The organism is Microbacterium sp. MTN4-26, from assembly GCF_042846595.1.
Lineage (GTDB): Bacteria > Actinomycetota > Actinomycetes > Actinomycetales > Microbacteriaceae > Microbacterium > Microbacterium luteum.
Genome location: NZ_BTGO01000007.1, coordinates 161,294 through 177,887, shown reverse-complemented (window position 1 = coordinate 177,887; position 16,594 = coordinate 161,294). Strand labels below are relative to the sequence as shown.

Annotated in this window: 16 protein-coding genes; 4 read left to right on the top strand and 12 right to left on the bottom strand. The window is 70.9% G+C overall.

Annotated features, from left to right (window positions below; all coding sequences use genetic code 11):
* Nucleotides 1–53 precede the first annotated feature (53 nt).
* Genes ACGG9C_RS08130 through ACGG9C_RS08110 form a run of 5 tightly spaced genes read right to left on the bottom strand, consistent with a single transcriptional unit; the run spans nt 54 to nt 5,619 of the window.
* Nucleotides 54–1,232 carry a thiolase family protein gene (locus ACGG9C_RS08130; protein WP_194383905.1) on the bottom strand — a complete coding sequence of 393 codons (1,179 nt, stop codon included), beginning with the start codon at nt 1,230–1,232 and terminating at the stop codon, nt 54–56.
* 37 nt (nt 1,233–1,269) lie between these two features.
* Nucleotides 1,270–2,508, bottom strand: a complete 1,239-nt coding sequence (locus tag ACGG9C_RS08125) for a bifunctional 2-methylcitrate synthase/citrate synthase (protein WP_390178513.1) — start codon at nt 2,506–2,508, stop codon at nt 1,270–1,272.
* Nucleotides 2,509–2,549: 41 nt separating this feature from the next.
* Nucleotides 2,550–3,449 carry a methylisocitrate lyase gene (gene prpB, locus ACGG9C_RS08120; RefSeq protein ID WP_071045991.1) on the bottom strand — a complete coding sequence of 300 codons (900 nt, stop codon included), beginning with the start codon at nt 3,447–3,449 and terminating at the stop codon, nt 2,550–2,552.
* Nucleotides 3,449–4,975, bottom strand: a complete 1,527-nt coding sequence (locus ACGG9C_RS08115; protein ID WP_194383907.1) for an MmgE/PrpD family protein — start codon at nt 4,973–4,975, stop codon at nt 3,449–3,451. The genes prpB and ACGG9C_RS08115 overlap by 1 nt, the downstream gene beginning before the upstream one ends.
* On the bottom strand, nt 4,972–5,619 hold the full coding sequence (locus tag ACGG9C_RS08110; RefSeq protein ID WP_194385600.1) for a GntR family transcriptional regulator: 648 nt from the start codon (nt 5,617–5,619) through the stop codon (nt 4,972–4,974). Before ACGG9C_RS08110 ends, ACGG9C_RS08115 begins: the two co-directional genes overlap by 4 nt.
* 168 nt (nt 5,620–5,787) lie before the next feature.
* On the opposite strand from ACGG9C_RS08110, the gene ACGG9C_RS08105 reads away from it, so the two are divergent.
* Nucleotides 5,788–6,318 (top strand): ribonuclease H, encoded by a 531-nt coding sequence (locus ACGG9C_RS08105; protein WP_071045995.1) that lies wholly within the window; start codon nt 5,788–5,790, stop codon nt 6,316–6,318.
* Nucleotides 6,319–6,346: 28 nt separating this feature from the next.
* Here ACGG9C_RS08105 and ACGG9C_RS08100 read toward each other — a convergent pair whose 3' ends face one another.
* From ACGG9C_RS08100 to rlmN, 4 genes are read right to left on the bottom strand one after another with little or no spacing between them, the layout of a single operon-like run.
* Nucleotides 6,347–6,853 carry an NUDIX domain-containing protein gene (locus ACGG9C_RS08100; RefSeq protein WP_194383908.1) on the bottom strand — a complete coding sequence of 169 codons (507 nt, stop codon included), beginning with the start codon at nt 6,851–6,853 and terminating at the stop codon, nt 6,347–6,349.
* A gap of 28 nt (nt 6,854–6,881) precedes the next feature.
* Nucleotides 6,882–7,895 carry an aldo/keto reductase family protein gene (locus ACGG9C_RS08095; RefSeq protein ID WP_194383909.1) on the bottom strand — a complete coding sequence of 338 codons (1,014 nt, stop codon included), beginning with the start codon at nt 7,893–7,895 and terminating at the stop codon, nt 6,882–6,884.
* 54 nt (nt 7,896–7,949) lie between these two features.
* On the bottom strand, nt 7,950–9,926 hold the full coding sequence (locus tag ACGG9C_RS08090) for an AarF/ABC1/UbiB kinase family protein (protein WP_194383910.1): 1,977 nt from the start codon (nt 9,924–9,926) through the stop codon (nt 7,950–7,952).
* A gap of 12 nt (nt 9,927–9,938) precedes the next feature.
* A complete protein-coding gene (rlmN, locus tag ACGG9C_RS08085) occupies nt 9,939–11,180 on the bottom strand; it encodes a 23S rRNA (adenine(2503)-C(2))-methyltransferase RlmN (RefSeq protein WP_286717767.1) in 1,242 nt (413 codons plus the stop codon).
* A gap of 209 nt (nt 11,181–11,389) precedes the next feature.
* Between rlmN and ACGG9C_RS08080 the strand changes: the two genes are divergently transcribed.
* The gene (locus tag ACGG9C_RS08080) at nt 11,390–12,226 is read left to right on the top strand and encodes a Cof-type HAD-IIB family hydrolase (RefSeq protein ID WP_194383912.1); all 837 of its coding nucleotides are present in this window, start codon (nt 11,390–11,392) and stop codon (nt 12,224–12,226) included.
* A 201-nt stretch (nt 12,227–12,427) separates the two neighbouring features.
* Nucleotides 12,428–12,892 carry a GNAT family N-acetyltransferase gene (locus ACGG9C_RS08075; protein ID WP_071046005.1) on the top strand — a complete coding sequence of 155 codons (465 nt, stop codon included), beginning with the start codon at nt 12,428–12,430 and terminating at the stop codon, nt 12,890–12,892.
* 125 nt (nt 12,893–13,017) lie between these two features.
* On the opposite strand, the gene ACGG9C_RS08070 is transcribed toward ACGG9C_RS08075, so the two are convergent.
* The 3 genes from ACGG9C_RS08070 to ACGG9C_RS08060 are packed head-to-tail and all read right to left on the bottom strand — an operon-like array spanning nt 13,018 to nt 15,457.
* On the bottom strand, nt 13,018–13,854 hold the full coding sequence (locus ACGG9C_RS08070) for an NAD(P)-dependent oxidoreductase (protein WP_194383913.1): 837 nt from the start codon (nt 13,852–13,854) through the stop codon (nt 13,018–13,020).
* Complete coding sequence (locus ACGG9C_RS08065) at nt 13,851–14,651, bottom strand: enoyl-CoA hydratase/isomerase family protein (RefSeq protein ID WP_194383914.1); 801 nt, start codon at nt 14,649–14,651, stop codon at nt 13,851–13,853. The genes ACGG9C_RS08070 and ACGG9C_RS08065 overlap by 4 nt, the downstream gene beginning before the upstream one ends.
* A 44-nt stretch (nt 14,652–14,695) precedes the next feature.
* Nucleotides 14,696–15,457: an SDR family NAD(P)-dependent oxidoreductase gene (locus tag ACGG9C_RS08060; protein WP_071046010.1), complete on the bottom strand. Its 762-nt coding sequence runs from the start codon at nt 15,455–15,457 to the stop codon at nt 14,696–14,698.
* A 295-nt stretch (nt 15,458–15,752) separates the two neighbouring features.
* Here ACGG9C_RS08060 and ACGG9C_RS08055 point away from each other — a divergent pair, with 295 nt between their 5' ends.
* Nucleotides 15,753–16,487: an aminoglycoside 3'-phosphotransferase gene (locus ACGG9C_RS08055; protein ID WP_194383915.1), complete on the top strand. Its 735-nt coding sequence runs from the start codon at nt 15,753–15,755 to the stop codon at nt 16,485–16,487.
* The last annotated feature ends 107 nt before the right edge of the window (nt 16,488–16,594 follow it).

Genomic DNA, 16,594 nt, shown 5'->3' with positions numbered 1-16,594 from the left:
CGATACGCGACCTCGGCAGGCGGGATCTCCTCTCGAGGGCGAGGCCGCGGAGGTCAGAGGCGTTCGAGGATCGTGGCGTTCGCGAGACCGCCGCCCTCGCACATGGTCTGGAGGCCGTAGCGGCCGCCGCGCTGCTCGAGCGCGTCGACGAGGGTCGCCATCAGCCGCGTGCCGGATGCGCCGACGGCGTGCCCGAGGGCGATCGCTCCGCCCCACGGGTTCACGATCGCAGGATCGACGTCGAACTCGCGCTGCCACGCGAGCGGCACCGAGGCGAAGGCTTCGTTCACCTCGAACACGTCGATGTCCGAAAGGGCCAGGCCGCTGCGGTCGAGGATGCGGCGGGTCGCCGGGATCGGTCCGGTCAGCATGAGCAGCGGATCGTCGCCGACGACCGCGAAGGAGTGGAAGCGGGCGCGCGGTGTGAGGCCGAGGGCCGCGGCCGTCTCCTCCGCCATGATGAGCACGGCCGACGCGGCATCCGTCAACGGCGAGGAGGAGCCGGCGGTGATGCGCCACTCGACCCGCGGAAAGCGCGCCGCGAGCTCGTCGGTGCGGAACGCCGGTGACAGCCCGGCGAGCGCGTGCGCCGTCGTGCCCTCGCGCACCGTCTCATCGAAAGCGACCGCGTCCGATCCGCCCGCGAGCACGGGCGTCACCTGGCGATCGAACCACCCGTGCCGCCAGGCCTCGGCGGCGCGCCGGTGGGACTCCGCGGCGAAGGCGTCGAGCTCGTCTCGCGTGAGCTCCCAGCGGTCGGCGATGAGCTCCGCCGAGACCCCCTGGCCCACGAGACCCTCGGGGTAGCGGCGACGGATGCCTTCCGGCACGCTGCCGCCGGCGGTCGACGATCCGAGCGGCACCCGGCTCATCGATTCGACACCGCCCGCGATGACGACGTCGTAGGCGCCCGCGATCACCCCCTGCGCGGCGAAGTGCGCGGCCTGCTGGCTCGACCCGCACTGGCGGTCGATCGTCGTGGCCGGAACCGATTCGTCGAATCCGGCGGACAGCACGGCCTGGCGCGCGATGTTCATCGCCTGATCGCCGAGCTGGCTGACGCATCCGAGGATGACGTCGTCGACCTGCGCGGACTCGAGTCCGTTGCGTTCGAGGAGCGCCGTGAGCACGATACCGACGAGGTCGGCGGGGTGGACCCCGCTCAGCGCCCCGCCGGGCTTTCCCCGGCCCGACGGAGTGCGGACGGCGTCGACGATGACGGCGGATCGCATGTCGCGATCCTCTCACGCCGCGTCGCCGCCGGACAGATCAGCCCGCGGCCTCCTCGGGGCGCTCGGCGACGTCGACGGCGGCGGTGTCGGGCACGTACCCCGCCACGTGTCGCTCATCCGGCCCGCTGTAGTCGGACAGGGGACGGATGAGCGCATTCGAGGCCTGCTGCTCCATGATGTGCGCGGTCCAGCCCACGACGCGCGCCGCGACGAACAGCGGCGTGAAGGTGTGGGTGTCGAAGCCCATGAGGTTGTAAGCGGGCCCGGACGGGTAGTCGAGGTTCGGGTAGATGCCCTTGCGCTCGATGAACTCCGTCTCGAGGGCGTCGTAGAGCGCGGCGACCTCGGGGCGGTCGTAGTGCGACACGAGGGAGTCGAGTGCGGCCTTCATGGTCGGCACGCGGGAGTCGCCCCGCTTGTAGACACGGTGGCCGAAGCCCATGATCTTGCGCTTGCCGGCGAGGGCGTCATCCAGCCACGGCGAGACGTTTCCGGCGTCGCCGATCTCGTCGAACACGTGCAGCACCGCCTCGTTCGCGCCGCCGTGCAGCGGGCCCTTGAGGGCGCCGACTGCGCCGGTCACGGCGGAGTACAGGTCGCTCAGGGTCGACGCGATCACCCGCGCGGTGAAGGTGGAGGCGTTGAACGAATGCTCGGCGTAGAGGGTCATCGACCGGTTGAACGCGTCGACGACGACGTCATCCGGCACCTCGCCGAAGGTCATCCAGAGGAAGTTCGCCGCGTAATCGAGGTCGTCACGCGGGGCGATGAGACCTTCGCCCCGACGACGACGCTGACCGTAGGCGACGATGGCCGGCAGCACGGCGAACAGCCGGATGCTGCGGACGAGGTTGTCCTCGGCGCTGCCGGAGGCATCCATCACCGAGCCGAGACCGGCGAGATCCTGCGCGCCGATCACGCTCACGGCGGTGCGCACCTCGTCCATCGGGTGCGCGTCGAGCGGCACGAGGTCGATCGCGGCTCGGACGTCGTCGGCGAGCTCCCGGTGCGCGCGTTCGGTGGAGCGGAGCTCGGCGAGCTGGTCGTCCGTGGGGAGCTCCCCGTTCCACAGCAGGAACGCGACCGCCTCGAACGGCTGCGTGGCGGCGAGCTCCTGCACCGGGTAGCCGCGATACAGGAGGCTGTTGGTCTCGGGGTTCACCTTCGAGATGGCGGTCTCGTCGGCGACCACGCCCACGAGTCCCTTTCGGATGTCTGTCACGGTCACTCCTTCGTGTCGTCCCTGCGGGCTGCGTGTCCCACTTTCTGTCGGCATGAAGGCCTATGGCAGCGGGAAGTGGGACATGGTGTGGCTGATCAAGGGGATGGGCGGTAGGTGAAGATGTCCTGGTCGAAGCGGTTGTACCCCTCGTAGTCGATCAGGTCGTAGAGATCGGCGCGGTGCTGCATGCTGCCCAGCTGCGAGGTCAGATGCCCCTCGTCGACCAGCGTATCGAGAGCATCGGATGCCGCACCCATCGCCATCCGCAGCAGCGATACCGGCCAGATGACCATGTTCACCCCGACGGAGGCGAGCTGGTCGACCGAGAAGAGGTCGGACTTCCCGAATTCGGTCATGTTCGCCAGGATCGGCACGTCCACGGCCTCGCGCATCGCCGCGAACTCCTCCAGCGTGCGCATCGCCTCCGGGAAGATCGCGTCGGCGCCGGCGTCGACGAGCGCGCGAGCGCGGTCGGTGGCGGCATCCAGCCCCTCGACGGCGCGGATGTCGGTGCGCGCCATGATGAGGAAATTCGGATCGCGCCGCGCGTCGACGGCCGCGCGGATGCGCTTGATCGCCGTGTCGTCATCGACGACGCTCTTGCCGTCGAGGTGTCCGCAGCGCTTTGGATTGACCTGATCCTCGATGTGCGTGCCGGAAAGGCCCGCGTCTTCGAGCGTCTGGACCGTGCGGGCGACGTTCATCGGCTCGCCGAATCCGGTGTCGGCGTCGATGATCGCCGGCAGCTCGGTCATGCGGGCGATCTGCGCGCCGCGCGCGGCCACCTCGGTGAGGGTCGTGAGGCCGATGTCGGGGAGGCCGAGGTCGGCGGAGAGCACGGCGCCGGAGATGTACACGCCCTCGAAGCCCTTGCGCTCGATCAGTCGCGCGCTCAGCGGGTTGAAGGCCCCCGGGAACCGGAGGAGCTCACCCGAGGCGAGGCGTTCCCGGAACAGGCGGCGCTTCTCGTGCGGCGGCGTCTGCGCGTACAGCATCAGAAGAGGCCCTTCGGGGCGGGTGCGGTGGCGAGCACCCCGAGCTTGGCGACGATCGACAGCTGCCGCACCTCATCGGCGGTCAGCTCCGGAAGGCGCTGCACCAGCCCGAGGAAGCGCTCGATCTCCGCCTCCTCGAGCACCGGCTCGGCGAGCGTGCGGAACTTGGCGATGTAGTCCTCGCGGGCGAACGGCCGCGCGCCGAGGGGGTGGGCGTCGGCGACGGCGATCTCGTCCTCGACCGTCGAGCCGTCGGCGAGCGTGATGACCACGCGCCCGCCGAAGGCCTTCTCGGCCGGGTCGATCGAGTGGTAGCGCCGGGTCCACTCCTCGTCTTCGGCGGTGGAGACCTTGTGCCACAGCGCCACGGTGTCTTCGCGCCCGGCCCGCTCCGGCGTGTAGGAGTCGACGTGGTGCCAGCCGCCGTCCTGCAGAGCGACGGCGAAGATGTACGGAATCGAGTGGTCCAGCGTCTCGCGCGAGGCCGTCGGATCGTACTTCTGGGGATCGTTGGCCCCCGAGCCGATCACGGTGTGCGTGTGGTGCGAGGTGTGCAGCACGATCGCCTCGACGTTCGCGGGGTCCGCGAGCTCCGGGCGCTCGCTGTGAAGCTTGCGCGCCAGATCGATCCACGCCTGCGCCTGGTACTCGGCCGAGTGCTCCTTGGTGTACGACTCCAGGATGGCGCGCTTGGGCTCGCCCTCACCCGGCAGCGGCACGTCGTACGAGGCGTCGGGGCCGTCGAGCATCCAGGCGATGACCCCGTCCTCCCCCTCGTAGATCGGCGAGGGGGAGGTCTCGCCTCGCATCGCACGGTCGACGGCCTCGATCGCCATCTTCCCGGCGAACGCGGGCGCGTGCGCCTTCCACGTCGAGATCTCGCCCTTGCGCGACTGACGCGTGGCGGTGGTGGTGTGCAGCGCCTGCCCGATGGCCTGGTGGATCGTGTCGACATCGAGGCCGAGCAGCGTTCCGATTCCCGCGGCAGCCGACGGGCCGAGGTGTGCGACGTGATCAATCTTGTGTTCGTGCAGGCAGATCGCCTTCACGAGGTCGATCTGGATCTCGTATCCGGTCGCGAGGCCCCGCACGAGCGCCGCGCCATCGGCGCCGACGTGCTGGGCGACGGCGAGGATCGGCGGGATGTTGTCACCGGGATGCGAGTAGTCCGCGGCCAGGAAGGTGTCGTGGTAGTCCAGCTCGCGCACGGCGACCCCGTTCGCCCACGCCGCCCATTCCGGGCTCGAGCGGCGCTCGAGCGCGCATCCGAAGATCGTCGCGCCCGCGCCGCTGATGGAGACCGCGTGATCGAGCGCCTGCTGGCGCGCGGCCGAGACCGGGCGACGGCTGAGCGAGGCCGCCGCGACCGCGGCGTTGTCGATGATGCGGTTGATGATCATGTCGCGCGTCTCGTCGTCGACCTCGACGGGGTCGGCGGCGACCTGCGCGATGTGCCACGCGAGCTGTCCGTCGCGCGCCAGGTTCTCGTCGCTGCGGTGGACACGGGTGTGGTGCAAGACGCTCATGGGACGAGCCTTTCAGAAACGGTGGCGGGAAGGGAGCCGAGGATGCCCTCGAGCGCGTTGTGGAGGTGCACGTGCGTCGCGTGAGCGGCCAGGTCGGCGTCGCGCTGCGCGATCGCCGAGGCGATCAGTCGGTGCTCGGTCACCGACGCGCGCACCCGGGCCGGGCGATCGCGGGCCAGTCGTCGCACGCGCACGAGGTGGGTGCGCACCGTTCGCAGCGCAGAGGTCAGGTGGTCGTTCGCGACCGCGGCGTCGAGGGCGCGGTCGAAGTCGCCGATGAGGCGCGTGTAGGCGTCGGGGTCGGCGTGCGCGTCGATGTCGGCGAAGGCGCCTGCCAGGTCGGCGAAGACCCGTGGTTCGCCGCGTGCGGCGGCCAGCCGCGCCGCCTGCTCCTCCAACGCCCTTCGCACCTCGAACAGGGCGCGGATGTCGTCGGCGTCGACGCCGGCGACCACGGTGACCCGGGGCGACTGCTGGGCCACCAGCCCGTCGGCGGCCAGTCGCGCGAGGGCCTCGCGCATCGGGGTGCGGGATACGCCCAGCCTCGCGGCCTGCTCGGTCTCGCCGAGGACGGCGCCGGGCGCGAGCGCGCCGGACTGGATGTCGTCGAGCAGCGCGCCGTAGGCACGGTCGCTCGCGCGCATCCGCACTCCGTCGTCACCCACCCGCATCCCCTCAGTGTATACACTGAGGGGACATCAAGGGGCGAAGTCGACGGAAGAGGCCCCTTGCGTATACGGATGACGCACCAGGGATTGCGCCGAACGGACGACGGTGCGGCGCGGTCGCGGCCCCGAGGTAGCGTGGGGAGAGTGACTGAACCCTCTCCCTATGTCGTCGCCACCGACGGGGCCTGCAAGGGCAACCCCGGCCCTGCGGGATGGGCGTGGGTCGGCGAAGACGGGCACTGGGCGGCGGGAGCGATCCCCGCCGGCACCAACAACATCGGCGAGCTCACCGGACTGCTCAAGGCCATCGAGGACCACGCCGACGTCGCTCACCTCGTCGTGCAGGCCGACTCTCGGTACGCGATCGACACCTACCAGAAGTGGATGGACGGCCACCGCCGCCGCGGCTGGAAGACCTCGACCGGCGCCCCCACGAAGAACGTCGACCTGCTCGAGCAGCTCATCCGCGCCCGCGATGCGCGGCGCGCCGCCGGACTCCCCGACGTCGTGCTCGAGCACGTGCGCGGCCACTCGGGGCACGTGCTGAACGCCTGGGCGGACGAGCGGGCGGTGCGCGCGTCCGAGCACGCCGCGAAGGGCACGGCGAGCGCGTGGTCCTCGCTCGGGTCGCACGACCGCATCGACGTCTCGACCGCACCGAAGAACGGTCGCTGACCGCGCCGCATCCGCGACAGACGCGCTCTCAGGCGCCGGCGTCCGCCAGCCGGTCGAGCAGCGCGTCGAGGGCGGGGCGCTGACCCTTCACGAGCCGCTCCCGCGCCACATCTGCACCGACCCATTCGACCCGGTCGACCTCGGGGAAACGCTGCGTGCGCCCCGAATGCGGCGGCCACTCCATCTCGAATTCCCCGAAGCCGTCGCTCGGGGCGGCGAACCCGTCTCCGTCGGCGACGAACACGGTCACGCGCTTTCCCGACGAGTACGGGAACGTGCCGAGTTCGGCGGCGGGAGCATCGGGCGGATCGACGCCCAGCTCCTCTCGGAACTCCCGCGCCGCCGCATCCCACGCGTCCTCGGCGTCCGGGTCGAACTCGCCCTTCGGGATGCTCCACGCGGCGGCCTCCTTCGCCGACCAGAACGGACCGCCCATGTGGGCGATCAGCACCTCCACGGCGGATGTACCGGGATCCGTTCCGTCGGCGGGACGACGAAGGCGGTACAGGAGGAGTCCGGCACTGTGCACCGTCATCTCCCGCACCGCCCTCGATCGGTCCGACTCAGACCAGGCGCTTCTTGGGCGAGGTCTCGTACGTGATCTCGGCGTCGTCCTCGACGACACCGTTCAGCGCCTCGTCGATGGCCGACATCACGCCCTCGTCGAGGGTGACGCCGGAGGCCTTGACGTTGTCGGCGATCTGCTCGGGACGCGACGCGCCGACGAGGGCCGCGGCGACGTTGTCGTTCTGCAGCACCCACGCGATCGAGAGCTGCCCCATGCTGAGGCCGAGGTCGTCGGCGATGGGCTTCAGCTTCTGCACCGCGGTGAGCGTGTCGTCGTTCAGGAAGCGCTTGATGAAGTTCGCGCCGCTCTTCTCGTCGGTCGCGCGCGACCCGGCCGGCACCGGCTGGCCGGGCAGGTACTTGCCGGTCAGCACGCCCTGCGCCATCGGCGACCACACGATCTGCGAGATGCCGAGCGCGCGCGAGGTCGGCACGACCTTGCCCTCGATCACCCGCCACAGCGCCGAGTACTGCGGCTGGTTCGAGATGAGCTGGACGCCGAGCTCCTTCGCCAGCGCGTGGCCCTCGCGCAGCTGCTCCGCCGTCCACTCGGAGACGCCGATGTACAGCGCCTTGCCCTGACGGACGACGTCGGCGAAGGCCTGGAAGGTCTCCTCGATGGGCGTCTCGTCATCGAAGCGGTGTGCCTGATAGAGGTCGACGTAGTCGGTGCCGAGGCGCTGCAGCGAGGCGTCGATCGACTCGAAGATGTGCTTGCGACTCAGGCCGGTGTCGTTCGGCCCCTTCGGACCGGTCGGGAAGTAGACCTTGGTGAAGATCTCGAGGGATGCGCGCCGCTGACCCTTGATGGCCTCGCCGAGAACGCTCTCGGCGGCGCCGTCGGCGTAGACGTCGGCGGTGTCGAAGGTGGTGATGCCCGCATCGAGAGCGGCGTGGACCGTCTCCACGGCGGCGTCGTTCTCGACCTGCGAACCGTGGGTGACCCAGTTGCCGTAGGTGATCTCGGAGACCTTGAGGCCGCTGTTGCCCAGGTAGCGATAGTTGACCATGGACACCACGCTACCGGCGCCCGGGGACACTCCGGCGGGGGTTCGCCACCGGCGTCATCCGCCGTCGCGTCGGCGCAGCGCGCGGCGCAGACTGCGCACGAGCAGGAGGAGCCCGCCGAGCCCCACGAGACTGCCGAGGAAGGGGAAGGCGCCGACGTTGCCGGTGAGCATCGGGCCGTCGCCGGACACGGTCAGACTGATGCCGACGGCCAGCAGCGCCACCCCGACGACGGTCACGAGGAAGCGGTTCAGCTGCTCTTCGAGCCACCCGCGCTCGCCGGACCCTTCGAGGGAGCGCAGCCGCACCGAGAAGGTGCCGTCCTCAAGCGAGCGGGTGACGTTCTCGAACCGCCGCGGCAGGCGACGGAGCTCCTCGCCCGCGAGCATGAGGTGCGCCTGCGCACCGAGGGCGGCGTTCTTCGGGTCGAACGTCGCCCGCGCGAAGTGCGGTGCGCGCTCCAGGGCGTGCCCGACCATGTCGTAGTCCGGAACGAGGCGCCGGAGCGTCCCCTCCAGCGATGACAGCGTGCGCAGCACGAGCAGCAGCGACGGCGGGATGGACAGGCGATGGCGGCGCAGCACGTCCACGAGCGCCCGGAAGATGTTCTCGTCGACCTGGGCGTTCTGCATGCGGGTGAGGATGACGCCGATGTCGTGCTGCAGCGCCACGTGGTCGACGGTCCCGGTCTCGGGCGCGCACATGAGGAGGATGACGTTCGTGGCGGCGACGTCGTCATCCGCCGACAGGGCCAACAGCAGCGGGATGAGCATGCGGCGCAGGCTCCGCTCGCTCACCCCGACGGCGCCGAAGTCGATGAGCGCGACGGTGCCGTCGTCCTGCAGGATGAGGTTCCCCGGATGCAGATCGGCGTGGAAGACCCCGCGCACCGCGATCTGCTCGAAGACGGATTCGAGCACGCCGTCGGCGAGCCGGCGCGCCTCGTCGGGATCGAGGGAGCCGGTCGCGATGCGGCTGAAGGGCGTGCCGGTGATGCGCTGCTGCACGATCATGCGGCTCGTGCACCACGGCTCGTACAGGGTCGGCACGGCGAGGGTCATGGACGACGACCGCGCGATCGCGCCGCGCAGCATCTCGGTGCCCGCCGCCTCGACCCGGTAGTCGAGCTCGTCGCTCAGCGCGCGGGAGAACTCCGCCGCGAGAGCGACCGCCCCGTAGTCGCGGGCCCAGTCGGTGCGGGCCTCGGCGGTGCGCGCGAGGCGCTCGAGGATGTCGAGATCCGTCGTCACCTGCGCTCGTGCGCGCGGGCGCTGGATCTTCACGACGACCTCGTCGCCGGGTTCTTCGCCGTCGCCGCGCAGTCGCGCGGTGTGCACCTGGGCGACCGACGCCGCCGCCAGCGGCTGCGGGTCGATCGAGGCGAAGACCTCGTCGATCGGCCGGCCGAGCTCGGCCGTGATCGCCGCCTCCGCCTCAGCCCACGGGATCGGCGTGGAATCCATCTGCAGCGTCGACAGCGCATCCACCAGGTCGCGCGGCAGCACGTCCTCCCGCGAGGACAGCACCTGCCCGAGCTTGACGAAGGTGACGCCCGCCTCGTTCAGCGCGGCGACCAGAGCCGAGGCGAGCTCGTCATCTCCGCCGTGCCGGTTCTGGAACGCGCCGAGCCCGTGACGCGAGGCGATCGCGAGGATCTGCGCGTACCGGCGGGCGCGATCGCGCCGGCGGAAGGCATCCCTGATGGCCGCCACCGGATTGCGCACCCGATGCGACGGCCACAGGAACTCGAGCGTCACGATGACCACGACGACGATCGCGAAGATCCAGCCCGCGACGAGCGCGAGGAAGGCCAGCGCGATCGGGCCGCTCACCGTCACGTTGTCGTCGAGGTCGAGCACGTCGGTCTCGCGCATCGCCCACGTCGCCAGCGGCAGGCACGCGAGGAAGACGATCAGCGCGGTGAGGGATGCGCGGATCCACCCGACCTGCCCGTCGAGCAGACGGCGGCTCACCCAGGCGGCCGCGACCGTGAAGATCAGCGCGATCAGGACGAATGCGACCCAGGCCCACATGAGGCCAGTGTGTCAGCCGACGGCGGCGGCCGCTTGGTCTTCTTCCGTCGCGACCAGCTGACCGCAGGCCCCGTCGATCTCCTTGCCGCGGGTGTCGCGCAGGGTGGTGGGGATGCCGGCGGCGTTCAGGCGCCGCACGAATTCCGCCTGCACCGGCTTCTCCGACGACGTCCAGACCGAGCCGGGCGTGGGGTTCAGCGGGATCGGGTTGACGTGCACCCAGCCGCGACCGCGGGCGTTGAGCTTCTCCGCCAGGAGGTCGGCGCGCCAGGCATGGTCGTTCATGTCCTTGATGAGCGCGTACTCGATCGAGACGCGGCGCCCCGTGGCGTCGAAGTAGGCCCGGGCGGCATCCAGAGCCTCGTCGACCTTCCAGCGGGAATTCACCGGGATGAGCTCGTCGCGCAGCTGGTCGTCGGGCGCGTGGAGCGAGAGGGCGAAGGTGACGGGGATCTCCTCCTTCGCGAGCTTCGTGATCGCCGGCACCAGGCCCACGGTGGAGACCGTGATGCCGCGCGCGCTCATCCCGAGCCCGTGCTTCTGATCGGTCATCACCCGCACCGCCTGCATGAGGCGGGCATAGTTCGCCAGCGGCTCCCCCATGCCCATGAAGACGATGTTGGTGACCCGCTCATCGGGATGCTCCGGCTCGCCGAGCTCGCCGGCGCGGATCAGGGCGTTGGCGCGAACGACCTGATCGACGATCTCGGCGGCAGACATGTTGCGGGTGAGCCCGGCCTGGCCGGTGGCGCAGAACGGGCAGTTCATGCCGCATCCGGCCTGGCTCGACACGCACAGTGTGATGCGGCCCGGGTAGCGCATCAGCACCGACTCGACGAGGGCGCCGTCGTGCAGTTTCCACAGGAACTTGATCGTGTCGCCGCGGTCGGTGGTCAGGCGCCGCACCTCGCTCAGCAGCGGCGGCAGCATCCCGGTGACGAATTCCTCGCGGTTCGCCGCCGGCAGGTCGGTCATCCGGTCGGGGTCGGCTGTGTAGTGCGTGAAGTAGTGCTTCTCGAGCTGCGCGGCGCGGAACCCGGGCAGTCCGAGCTCCTTCACCTTCTCCACGCGCTGCTCGGCGGTGAGGTCGGCCAGGTGCACCGGCGGCTTGCCGCGCTTGGGGCTGGCGAACTGCAGCAGCGGACGCCCCTCGGCGTCCTTCTTCTGCGACCACCCTTCGGTCTTCGGGCGCACCTGCCGCACGGCGGCGGCCTCGGGCGGCGTCGTGGATCGCACGGGCGGCTGTTCGGGCATGCTCCGAGGGTAGGGGACGCACCTGCACACTGCCTGTTCGGCTCTCGCGCGCGCACGGTGAATTCGACAGGAGATTCTGGGCGGCAGCCACCGACCTCGGCCCGTCTCCGGCAGCGGGGCGCCGGATCTCCGGTGTTGTTCACGGCGAGCGCGTCGCCCGGCCCGGGTAGGGTCGAGGGGGCCTCGCCGCGGGGCCGGGCGGGAGAACGATGAGCACGGGGCGGATCGCCTTCCTCGATGTCGACGGCACGATCCTCGACCACGGCCGCACCGTCGCCGCCTCGACCGTCGACGCCGTGCGCGCCGCCCGCGCGGCGGGGCATCTCGTGTATCTGTGCACGGGGCGGTCGGCCGGCGACATCCATCCCGACGTCGCCGCGATCGGCTTCGACGGCGCGATCACGAACGGCGGCTCCTATGCCACCAGCGGCGATGACGTCGTGGTCGCCCGCCCCATGCCACGGGGTGCGGTCGATCGTCTGCAGACGTGGTTCACCGAGGCCGGCGTTCCGTACTTCCTGCAGACGAACCACGGCGTGTACGCCTCGGCGCACGTGCGTGAGATGATCGCCGCCTTCGTCTCGCGGTGGCAGGGCGCGCACTCGGGCGACGAGCCGCAGACGTCACCCCAGCGACCGCCGCGATTCGGCGACCTCGCCGAGGTCGATCTCGGCACCATCGCGAAGGCGGTCTTCGTGAGCGACGATCCAGCCACCGTCGACCGGGCGACCGCGGCGCTCGGCGACCGCTTCCACGTGGTGGCCGGAAGCATGCCGCTGCCGGGCGGCACCAACGGGGAGATCGGGATGCTCGGCGTCACCAAGGGCTCCGCCATCGAGACGGTGCTCGAGCACCTCGGCCTCCGTCGCGACGACGCGATCGGCGTCGGCGACAGCTGGAACGACGTCGAGATGTTCCAGGCGTGCGGCACCGGCATCGCGATGGGGAACGCGCCCAACGAGCTGAAGGCCCTCGCCGACGATGTGACCACGAGCGTGTCCGCCGACGGTGTGGCAAATGCCTTCCGCCGCCACGGCCTCATCTGACGCGGGCCCGCGCGCCGCGCATCCGCACCGCCCCGCACCGCCCCGCCCGCACCGCCCCCGCATCACACCGAGAAACGCGGTTCGCCGCGAGAAACCACGCATCGCGGCGTTTCTCGCGCGGTTCGGCGTTTGTCGGCAGCTCCTGACCCCGCGAGCGCAACCCCACACCCTTCCGTCCGCCGACGCCGTAGCGTCGAGGCCGTGACCGACGTGCGAGAGATCCGGCCCGCCGACGCCGGAGAAGTCCTGACCCTGCAGCGCGCCGCCTTCGTGCAGGAGGCCCTGATCTACGGCGACCCCGACATGCCTCCGCTGACGCAGACCCTCGAGGAGCTCGAACACGAGCTGACCGAGAACCTGGGATGCGTCGCGGTCGACGGGTCGCGGATCGTGGGTGCCGTGCGCGCCCGTGTGGATGGCGGCCTGCTGCTGATCGGGCGGATCTCCATCGCTCCCGACCAGCAGGGGAACGGGATCGGAACGGCGCTGCTGACGGCGGTCGAGCGCCGCGGTCGGGAGGCCGGCGCCACCGCGGCGGAGCTGTTCACCGGCTCGCTCAGCGAGGCGAATCTGCGCCTGTACGAACGCGAGGGCTATCGCGAGACGCAGCGCGTCGACGAGGGCGACGGCATTGCCCAGGTCTTCCTCCGCAAGCCTCTCGTCTGACTCCGCCGACGCCGCACACCCCGAACCGAGAAACACCGATCGCGCCGAGAAACCACGCATCGCCGCGTTTCTCGCGGGGTTCGGCGTTTGTCGGCGCGGTCGAGGGCGGATGCGCTGGGCGCGGGTCAGAGGAAGATGTCGGGGAAGAGCTCCTCGTCGGGGGTGCCGGGGGTCGCGGCGTAAGCGGAGAGATCGGTCACGCCGGCCGCGCGCAGCACGTCTTCGACGATGAGCGTCTGCCCCGTGTACGCCCGCGAGGGCTGGCACAGCACTTCGTAGGCGGCGTCGGCGTAGATCTCCGGCGTGCGACTGACCTTCATCATGCGCTCACCGCCGAGCGCGAACTGCACCGCGGCGGTCGCGATCGTCGTCGCCGGCCATAGCGTGTTGGCCGCGACGCCGTCGTCGGCGAATTCAGCCGCCATGCCGAGCGTCGCCATCGTCATGCCGAACTTCGCCATCGAGTACCCGGTGTGGGCGCCGAGCCAGCGGGGCGTGGTGTTCAGCGGCGGCGACAGCGACAGGATGTGCGGGTTGGCGGCATCCTTCAGCATCGGCAGCGCCGCGCGCGAGAGCATGAAGGTGCCGCGCACGTTGACGTCTTGCATCAGGTCGTACTTCTTGGCCGACAGGTCGAGCGACCCGGACAGGTCGATGACGCTGGCGTTGTTGACGACGATGTCGATGCCGCCGAACTCGCCCTGCGTCTTCAGCACGGCCTCGGTGATGTCGTCGTCGTTCCGCACGTCGCCGACCAGCGGGAGCGCCCGGCCGCCGGCAGCCTCGATCTGCTCAGCCGCGGTGTGCACGGTGCCCTCGAGCTTGGGATGCGGGGTGTCGGTCTTCGCCAGCAGCGCGATGTTGGCGCCGTCGCGAGCGGCGCGCACGGCGATCGCGAGGCCGATGCCGCGGCTGCCGCCCGACATCAGGATGGTCTTGCCGGCAAGCGGTGCGTCGGTCATCGTGCGGTCCCTTCGGTGGTGGGGCGGGCGGACGAGCGGGCGGATGCGGCGAACGCGGCCACCCGGGTCTTCGATTCGTCGGTGGCGAAGGCCGCCCCGATCGTGCGGGCTTCGTCGTCGAGATTGGCGGCGAGGTCGCGTTCGGCGCCGACCCGGACGAGGCGCGTGGCCTGCCCGAACGCGGCGGTCGCGCCCGCCATCCAGAACCGGGCGATCTCGGCGGCACGGTCGGCGAGCGCGTCGGGGGCGACGACCTCGGCGACGAGGCCCCACTCGAGAGCGGTGGCCGCATCGACCGTGCGATCCTGCAGCAGCAGCTGGAGGGCGCGGCGCTGACCGATCGCCGCCGGAAGGAGCGTCGAGACACCGAGGTCGGGAGTCAGGCCGATGTTGGCGTACTTGCTGACGAAGGTCGCCTTCTCGCTGGCGACGACGTAGTCGGCGGTGAGCATGAGGCCGAGTCCGCCGCCGGCGACCGCGCCCTGCACGGCGGCGACGATGGGCTTGTCGCTGTGCGCGAGGGTGCGGATGCCGTCGTGGATCACGTGGGCGGTCTCGGTGACCTGCTCCCCCGTCGCGCCGGAGGTCGCCATCATGATCACGTCGCCGCCGGCGCAGAAGGCGGGGCCGGTCGCATCCAGGATGATCGCCTCGACCGCCGGATCGTCGGTGACCTGGTGGGCGAGATCGCGCCAGCGCGTGCCCATCTCGAAGTCCATGGCGTTCAGCCGCGTCGGACGGTTGAAGGTCAGCCGGGCGACGCCCTGCTCGACCGATATGAGGATCGATTCGCTCATCGTGCTCCTTGTATATGTGCGGATGCCGACGCGGCCGGGGTGGCTCAGCGCGGCGCCATGCGGATCGCGCCGTCGAGGCGGATGGTCTCGCCGTTGAGGTATCCGTTGTCGACGATGGACATCACCATCGCGGCGTACTCGTCGGGGCGGCCGAGCCGCTGCGGGTAGGGCACCTGCTGACCGAGGGAGTCCTGCGCGGCCTGAGGAAGCCCGGCGAGCATCGGGGTCTCCATGATGCCCGGTGCGATCGTGCACACGCGGATGCCGTAGCGGGCGAGCTCGCGGGCGATCGGCAGGGTCATGGCGTGCACGCCGCCCTTGCTGGCGGCATAGGCGGGCTGGCCGATCTGGCCGTCGAAGGCGGCGACGCTGGCGGTGCCCACGATGACGCCGCGGTCTCCAGAGGCGGTCGGCTCGGTCTTCGCGATGACCGCCGACGCCTGCGCGATCACGTTGTAGGTGCCGATGAGGTTGATGCGGATGATCCGCTCGAACGCGTCGAGGGGCGTCGGAGCGCCGTCGCGGTCGAGCACCTTGGCCGGCGGGGCGATGCCGGCGCAGTTGACCACGACCCGCAGCGGGGCGGCTTCGGATGCGGTGCGGACGGCCGCGGCGACCTGGTCGGCGTCGGTCACGTCGGCCGCGGCGAACGTGCCGCCGAGGCCCGCCGCGACATCGGCGCCGGGCGACGAGGGCAGGTCGACGATCGTGACCGCCGCACCCGCCGCGGCGAGCCGCTTCGCCGTGGCGAGCCCGAGTCCGCTCGCACCCCCGGTGACGAGGGCGGAGGCGTGCGTGAGCTCCATCGGTTCTCCTTCGAACGGATGCCGGCGGCGAACGCCACCGGCGACATCGAGTTCCAGCCTACGTGAGACGCCGTCTCACCACCGCGCGCGGTCATCCCCAGGCTAGCCCCCGCGCCCCGGCCACCGCATCCATCGCCCCCGCCCCGCCCGCGCCCCGCGCACCCCGCCCGCGCCCCGCGCATCCCGCCCCACGCGGGCTCCCCGAGAAACCACCCCCGCCGCGAGACACCACGCATCGCGGCGTTTCTCGCGTCGAACGGTGTTTCTCGCACGCCAAAGGCGGAAGGATGGTCACGTGTCGATCCCGGATGCCGGCGAGCCGGTGCCGCCGCGCGTGCGCGATCTCGCCGGCGACGCCGCGCTCACACCGGTGTGGCGCAACGGGGTCGGCGGCGTGACGTTCCGAGCGGATGACGGCAGGTACGTGAAGTACGGCCCGCGCAACGAGGAGGGCTCGATGGCCGGGGAGGCCGAGCGGCTCGCGTGGGCGGGCGGATTCGTGCCGGTGCCGCGGGTTCTGGAGGTCGGCGGCGACGAGGATCACGAGTGGCTCGTCACGGTCGCGCTTGCCGGCGAGAGCGCGGTGGCGCCCCGGTGGACGATCGACTCCGGTCGCAGCGAGATCGCCGTCCGGGCCATCGGCCGTGGCTTGCGGGCTTTCCATGACGTTCTCCCGGTCGACTCCTGCCCGTTCGACTGGGGCGTCGAGGCCCGCGTGGCGAACGCGGCGCGGCGCGGCATCCGTCTGCCCGCTGATCTGCGGAAGGCGCCCCGGATCGATCGAGCGGTCGTGTGCCACGGCGATGCATGCAGCCCCAATACGATCCTCGACGGAGAAGGCCGGATCGCCGGACACGTGGATCTCGGTGCCCTCGGCGTCGCCGACCGCTGGGCCGACATCGCCGTCGCCGCGATGAGCACGGAGTGGAACTACGGTCCGGGTTGGGAGGCGACGCTCCTCGACGCCTATGGCGTCGCGCCCGATCCCGAGCGTCAGGCGTATTACCGGTCGCTCTGGAACGCGACCTGACCGACGCTCGCACACAACGACCCCGGCGAGAAACCACTTCGGCCGCGAGAAACCACGCAACGCGGTGTGTCTCGGGCCGATCGGCGTTTCTCGGCGGGGTGGATGCG